This window comes from Streptomyces sp. NRRL F-2664 (assembly GCF_000719345.1).
GTDB lineage: Bacteria > Actinomycetota > Actinomycetes > Streptomycetales > Streptomycetaceae > Streptomyces.
The window spans coordinates 1-468 of record NZ_JOFX01000347.1 but is presented as its reverse complement, the minus strand read 5'-3'; the positions used below and the strand labels follow the sequence as shown (position 1 = coordinate 468).

Here is a 468-nt window from a genome sequence, read left to right as displayed (position 1 = left end):
GACACGGCCCGGGCCTCGCCCAGGCCGGCATCCTCCTGGCCTGCGCCCAGCACGCCCTGCGCGACGGCTTCCGCCACGATGTCCGTGGCGGTTTTGACGGTGGTGCCGTCGGGGCCGGTCACACTGCTGGTGTGCCCCCACGGGTCGCTGGAGGCAACGGTCTTGCGGCCGGCCTGGTCGGTCATGGTGACCTTGTAATGGGCCCACTGGGAGTAGTCGGCCTCCGACAGCAGCCGGGCGCCGTCGGCGTCGGGCTCTTTGGCGTAGGCGCCGTCGCGGTAGTTGTCCGCGGTCCGCAGCGGGCGGCCCAGCGCGTCGAGGGTCTCGGTCACCCGACGCCCGTCGGGGGTGGCGGTCACCGTGGTAGTGGGGGAGGGGTAGGCGATGCGGGTGGTCTGCGGCTTGCCGGAGTCCGGCAGCACCGTGTGCACAGACGGCCGGCCCTGGCGGTCGTACTCCGTACGTGAC

Annotated in this window: 1 protein-coding gene; it reads right to left on the bottom strand. The window is 72.9% G+C overall.

The annotated features are described in order from the left end of the window. Positions 1-468: hypothetical protein (locus IF89_RS39645; RefSeq protein ID WP_043194967.1), on the bottom strand; the 468-nt coding region annotated here is incomplete at both ends.